At 60.1% G+C, this 5,745-nt stretch carries 4 protein-coding genes; 1 reads left to right on the top strand and 3 read right to left on the bottom strand.

All coding sequences use genetic code 11. From position 1 onward, the window contains the following. Positions 1 to 40: 40 nt before the first annotated feature. From JNL55_RS19120 to JNL55_RS19110, 3 genes are read right to left on the bottom strand one after another with little or no spacing between them, the layout of a single operon-like run. Positions 41 to 1,123, bottom strand: a complete 1,083-nt coding sequence (locus tag JNL55_RS19120; protein ID WP_293857282.1) for a dipeptidase — start codon at positions 1,121 to 1,123, stop codon at positions 41 to 43. Further along, positions 1,120 to 2,745: a serine hydrolase gene (locus JNL55_RS19115; RefSeq protein WP_293857279.1), complete on the bottom strand. Its 1,626-nt coding sequence runs from the start codon at positions 2,743 to 2,745 to the stop codon at positions 1,120 to 1,122. Before JNL55_RS19115 ends, JNL55_RS19120 begins: the two co-directional genes overlap by 4 nt. Positions 2,746 to 2,782: 37 nt before the next feature. Then, complete coding sequence (locus tag JNL55_RS19110; RefSeq protein ID WP_293857276.1) at positions 2,783 to 5,269, bottom strand: TonB-dependent receptor; 2,487 nt, start codon at positions 5,267 to 5,269, stop codon at positions 2,783 to 2,785. Positions 5,270 to 5,402: 133 nt separating this feature from the next. Here JNL55_RS19110 and JNL55_RS19105 point away from each other — a divergent pair. Then, positions 5,403 to 5,745: sigma factor (locus JNL55_RS19105; protein WP_293857273.1), on the top strand; the 343-nt coding region annotated here is incomplete at its 3' end.

Raw genomic sequence — 5,745 nt, 5'->3', positions numbered from 1 at the left:
GCCACCAACGTGCACCAGACACCGCGACTCGCAGAACCCATTAGCGCCCCCAGATCTGTCGATAGACTCTCAGCCAATTGCCGCCCAACACCTTGTGGACTTCCGTCGTCGTCCAACCACGCGACAACAAGCCTCGCGTGACGTTCGGCAGCTGCCCGATGTTCTCAAAGCCTTGGACATAGTACCAAGGGCGCTGCGAGCTATACGCTTCTGCGACCATCGTCGTGGTATCGGGTGACACCACGCCCTCACCGTTGTTGCCTTCGATGAAGTCCGGGCCGAGACCGATGTGATCGACGCCCACCAGCCGTTTCAAATAATCGTACTGATCGAGGTGACGGTCGAGCGCCACCTGCGGCGTGCGTGGCACGCTCGCATCGCTGCGTCGACGCGCATGGAAATCGTTGAAGGCCGATAGACCGATGACGCCGCCGGATCGTGCGATCGCCTCGATGACTCGGTCACTAGTGTTGCGCGGATTATCGTTGAGCGTTTTGATATTGGTATGCGAGCAGATGACAGGCACGCCTTTGGACATTTCGAGCGCATCCAGCGACGTCTGCTCGCTGGTGTGTCCGCCGACATCGAGAATGATCCGCAGGCGGTGAATCTCTTCGACCAAACGCCGGCCGGCACGCGTCAAACCAACTTGCGGCTCGAGGCAGCCGCCGCCAAATAGGTTGGCGACGTTGTAAGCGATCCCGCAGATCCGTAGCCCCAGTTCGTGATACGCGCGAAGATGCGATAGAGCCGGGTCGATACTCGCTTGTAGAGCCAGCGCCTCCGCCGACTGCCAGCCGACGATGTACGACATCTTGCCCTGCCGATGCAGCGCCCAGATGTCGTCGACACTTCGGGCCACGGCAATGCGTCCCGCGTTCTGATCGCAGAACGTCAACACCGAGGCGAAGTCTTCGATGCCAGCGCCGTCCTCACTTCGGTACCAGCAGCTCACACCACCGGCTTTCAGCAAATCCAAATACTCCGACCGAGCGGCGGACGGATCGAGTCCGTTGACGATCAAGTTGCGCTGCTCGACGTCGGCTGCCTGGCTGCCACCGGGAACCGCGCCGGCAGCGAGCAGCAAGCTTGTGAACTCACGTCGATTCATCGGCGCGGTCATTGTTTCGATTCCAGCTTCACCCTGGGATAGCGATCACCAAAGAGCTCCAACTCAGCCACTTCGCCTTGCGGATCGAGCACGAACGTGGGGAACTCTTTCCAGCGTCCCGGTAGCTCGGGATGCAATCTGAAAACATCGCCATGCCAATGCTCCAGACTGCCGGCGAAAGCCCCCTCACCCGAAAAGCTCAGCACCAAGCCACCAGCGCTCATGCCCACGTGAATCGGACCGGCAGCGAAGCTGGGATTCTCATAGTCGCCAACATAGCGTTCGAGCGGCAGCGAAGCCGGCAGGTTCTTTAGCCTGGATTGCTGAAGGCGCGCGTCAAAGCTCGCTTCCTGATTCTGCTGCTGCCGATTCTGGCTCAGGAACTCTCGACTCCAATTCACCTGCGGTGCTTTCAACAATCGGTCAAACACCCAAAATGAAATCGCTTTGTGAAAGCCGAATGTATCGACGATGCCCGACTCCGGCCCGTTGGATAGCACCACCACGCCAACGCCGTGATCCGGCAGCATCGCGACGTGCGCCGGGAAGCCGTTGACGCCGCCGTTGTGCGAGAGATATCGCACTTGTTGGTACCGGGCTCTGACCCATCCCATCGCATAACCTTGCAGCGGCTTCTCGAACGGAAACTCGGCCTGATTGAGGCGCAGATTCTGCGTGGCATGCAGTTCCTCCAGCGTCTGCAGCTGCAGTATCCGCCGTCCTTCGAACACGCCGCCGTTCAGATGCAAAATCACCCAGTGCGCCATATCCGAAGCGCTCGAAACGATCGAGCCTGCTGCCGCCGCGTTGTCGTAACTCTGCCAGGCCCATTGGCTGATGGGCTGCGTGCCATCGCGAAGATGAGGCATGGCGACATTGCTATCGCGCGCATCTACCGCCTGCGGATTTTTTGAGAGCGGCACGCCATTGAAAGTCGGCGTCACGAATCGCTTATCCCAGAATTCGTACGGACTGGCACCGCTACGCTTCATCTTCAACGGCTGCAACAGCCGGGTTGCGACGAACTCGCCCCAACTCATGCCGGACACTTTCTCTATGACCTTGCCGGCCACGCCATACATCAAATTGTCGTATCGGTAGGAATCCCGAAACTCCGCCTCTGGCACCGCATGTTTCAGCTGTGCCATCGCTGCGGTCGAGTCCATGACAGCGAAGACGAAGTGCGAGCTGCCATTGATACCGCTGCGATGAGTCAGCGTGTCACGAATGCTGAGATGGCGAGTCAACCACGGATCGTACAGTTCGAACTCGGGTAGATACTGGACGACGGGATCGTCCCAACGCAGCTTGCCTTCATCGACCAGGATGCCGAGCGCCGCCGCGGTGAAGGCTTTAGTCGTCGAGCCCACCTGAAACAACGTATCGGCATCGACCTTGGAGGGGGCGCCGAACTGTCGTTCGCCAAATCCTTTGGCGTAAATAACTTTGTCGCCACGAACGACGGCCACGGACACTCCGACGTTGCCCCAGTCGGCCCGAGCTTGCTCGATGTATTGGTCCAGACTGTCGCCGCGTAGCGTGCCGTTCGCGACCTCAGCGGCCTGCGATGTAAGCGATGGCAATACTGCGGTCAATAGGGCGAGAACGCCCACCGCTGCGGCTGGTAGATTCATTCGACGTTCTCGCGTGACTGTTTTTATGCGGCGACGATCAGAACAACTGCAGCTCGACAGCGAGGCTGTACACGCGCCCTCGGCCAGCCGAGTACCTGTTGTACCAAAGACCGTCCCAGTAAAACTCATCCGTCACGTTGTGGATATTGGCACGCAGTTTCAGCGGCAAGCCGAAAGCCTGGGTTCGATACTGAGCCCCCAGATCCAACGTCGTGTAGCCGTCCACCTCGATGGTGTTGGCGATGTCGAAATCTCTTGGCCCGACTCGATACAAGCGCCCCATGAGCGCGAGACCAGGGACGCTGCTCACTCCGTAGTTAACAAACACACTCCCCGTCAGTCGAGCCAGCGCTTCCACTCTCGCGCCATTCAAGCTCGGGTCCTCGTTGCTGGTACGGATCGCATCCAGATAGCCCAAACCGACGACCACGGCCAGGTTTGGCCGAATGTTTCCTGCTGCCGTCAACTCCACGCCACGATTGCGCTGCTCGCCATAGCGGCCATAGATATGAGTCGTCTCGTCGACATAGTCGCTCGGCAATTCGATCTGATACAGCGACAGCGCAAGATCGAGTGAACTCGCAACCCGCGCCTTCGCGCCCACTTCGTATTGCTTCGCTTCGAGCGGCGGCTGGATCTCGCAGGCATTTACAACATCCTCTCGGCAAGGGGCGCTGTAGCCGATCTGCAAGCTGCGGGCGTACGACCCGTAGAATCGTAGGCTGTCGTTGGGCTTGAAAATCACCGCCGCCGACGGCGACGTCTTGGCCGCGTCATATCGATACGGCGCGCCGTTGACCTGCTTTTGCTCCCATTCCATGTCCGCCCGGCGCAGACCGAGCAGCACATCCCAACGCTCGCCGATGCCGATCGTATCGCCGACGAAGTAGTGAGTTTCATCGGTCGTATAAGTGACGTAGAGATCGTAGGGCGTAACGGGAATGGCCGGCCGAGCCGAGAAGCTCGGATGAAAGATGTTGCCGGCGACCTGAACATTCACCTCGCCGCGCGCATAACTGACTTCATGCTCGCTGCTCAGACTGAACGTGCCGAACGCCAGCTGATGTCGTAACGCGCCGGTGTTCACTTCGCCCAACATCATGAGCTGCCACACCGTGGAATGGTTGGCGGACTTACCGGGCGGCAGCCACACGGACAGTGAGAAATCGCCGTTGCCCTCTAGGGACTCGACCAAGCCGTAGCCAAGATCGGCCTTGACGCGGTCATACCGTGCTTGCGCGAGAACCTTCCAACGATCCGACAGCGTGTACTCGGCGCGAACACCGCCACCGGCGGATTCGAACTTGGAACGTGCCCAGGCCGGCACCAGCGAGCGACTGGTATCGAACTCGCCCGGCTCAAGGCCATCCGAGGTTCGTGGCAATCCGAACTCACCAACTTGTTCTCGGGATTGATAGGTGCCGTCGAGTCTCAGCAACAAGTCGTCGGTGACTTTTGCATCGATCGCGACGGCGCCGACATCGCGAACCATGTCGCCACGGCGAGTGAAATCACCTTGGTCTTCTCGAGCGAGGTTGACTCGGTAGCCGAGCTTGTCATTCAAGACCGGGCCGCCGGCATCGACATGAACATAGCGCCCAGCGCCGCTTCGCACCTGAAGTTCGAGGGTCGAGAAGGCATCCTGAGTGGGACGCTTGGTTACATAGTTCTGCACACCGCCGGGCTGAGCGAAGCCGTACAGAAATCCCGCCACGCCCCGCACCAGCTCGATTCGGTCGAACGCTTCGATGGGCGCATCGCCGATGTCGTTGCCGTACAGCCCGTCACGGCGCATGCCGCCAGCCGCGGAACGAAAGCCTCGGATGATCACTTCGTTGGGATAAAGATCCAGCCCGGGACTCTGGACCGCGGGGTCGTTCTTCAAGATATCGATGGGTGCGTACGCGTCCTGCAGCTTGGCCAGCTCGCCGGAGTACGAGGAGATCGAGAACGGCACGTCGAACGGATCCTTGTCACCGAGCACGCCTGAGGTCACGACCTGCGAGGTATAGAGTTCCTGACGCGTCCCGGTGACAGTGACCTCTTCGAGCTTTGCATCGAGCTGCGCGGTCTGCGCCGACCGGTCGCGACTTTCAGCCTCGGCGGCGGAGCGCAGTCTGGCAGCATCCGACTCGCTGCTGGTCGGTTCCGAGTCCAACAGTTTCCGGTTCGAGATGTCTTGTTTGCGCGCCTCCGCGCCGGGCTCCTCCGGTTGTGCGGGCAACACGGCCACGGTGCTGTCGTTCAAGAACTTGTACTTCAGCCCGGTATGCGACAGCAGCGCTTTCAGCCCCTCATCCGGGGTATAGCTGCCGGTCACGGGCGCCGAGCGAATATTGGCCTCGTGCTCCGGGCGAATGGCAATCTGAAGACCGGATTGCCGAGCAAAGTCGTTCAGCGCGTCGCCGACCGGTTTGGCCGGAATGTCCAGCGCCACCACCGCTTTGGAGGGCTCGGCGGCGCAGGCCAGTCCGCCTGCCAACGCCAGCGCCACCAGCAATCCACTTCGTTCGAACAACCGCATCGCTGCTCCCCTTCGTTATCTTATAGCCGACCGAATGCGGTGGGCTTATTGATGTTGAGGGTCGACGCCGCAAAAGTAGGTACTCGGTGGCACGAATGTACCTACAATTCCCGCCACGACACTCATACATAGTATGAAGCGCAAGAACAGCCCACCGCCGCCCGAGCCAAAGCCGGCTGCCGCCAGCCAAGGGACTGCATTCAGCGGCGCCGCGCTCGAAGGCTTTCGCCACGGTTTGCATCGCTTCTTACTACGTCGCCTGCGTAGCAAAGACACCGCCGAGGACCTCGCCCAAGAGGTCTTTCTACGACTGCTGCGCATCGCGAACCGGACGCTGATCCAACGCCCGGAAGCTTATGTGTTCCAGGTCGCCTACAACGCCTTGAGCGAACTGAAACTGCGCGAACGTCGCAGCGTCATCACCTTCGATTCGCAGGTAGCGGATGAAGGTATCGAGGGTCTGATAGATGAGTCCG

The sequence above is a fragment of the Steroidobacter sp. genome, from assembly GCF_016790065.1.
Lineage (GTDB): Bacteria > Pseudomonadota > Gammaproteobacteria > Steroidobacterales > Steroidobacteraceae > Steroidobacter.
Note: the sequence above shows the minus strand (reverse complement) of the source record. Positions and strands in the feature narration are given on the sequence as shown.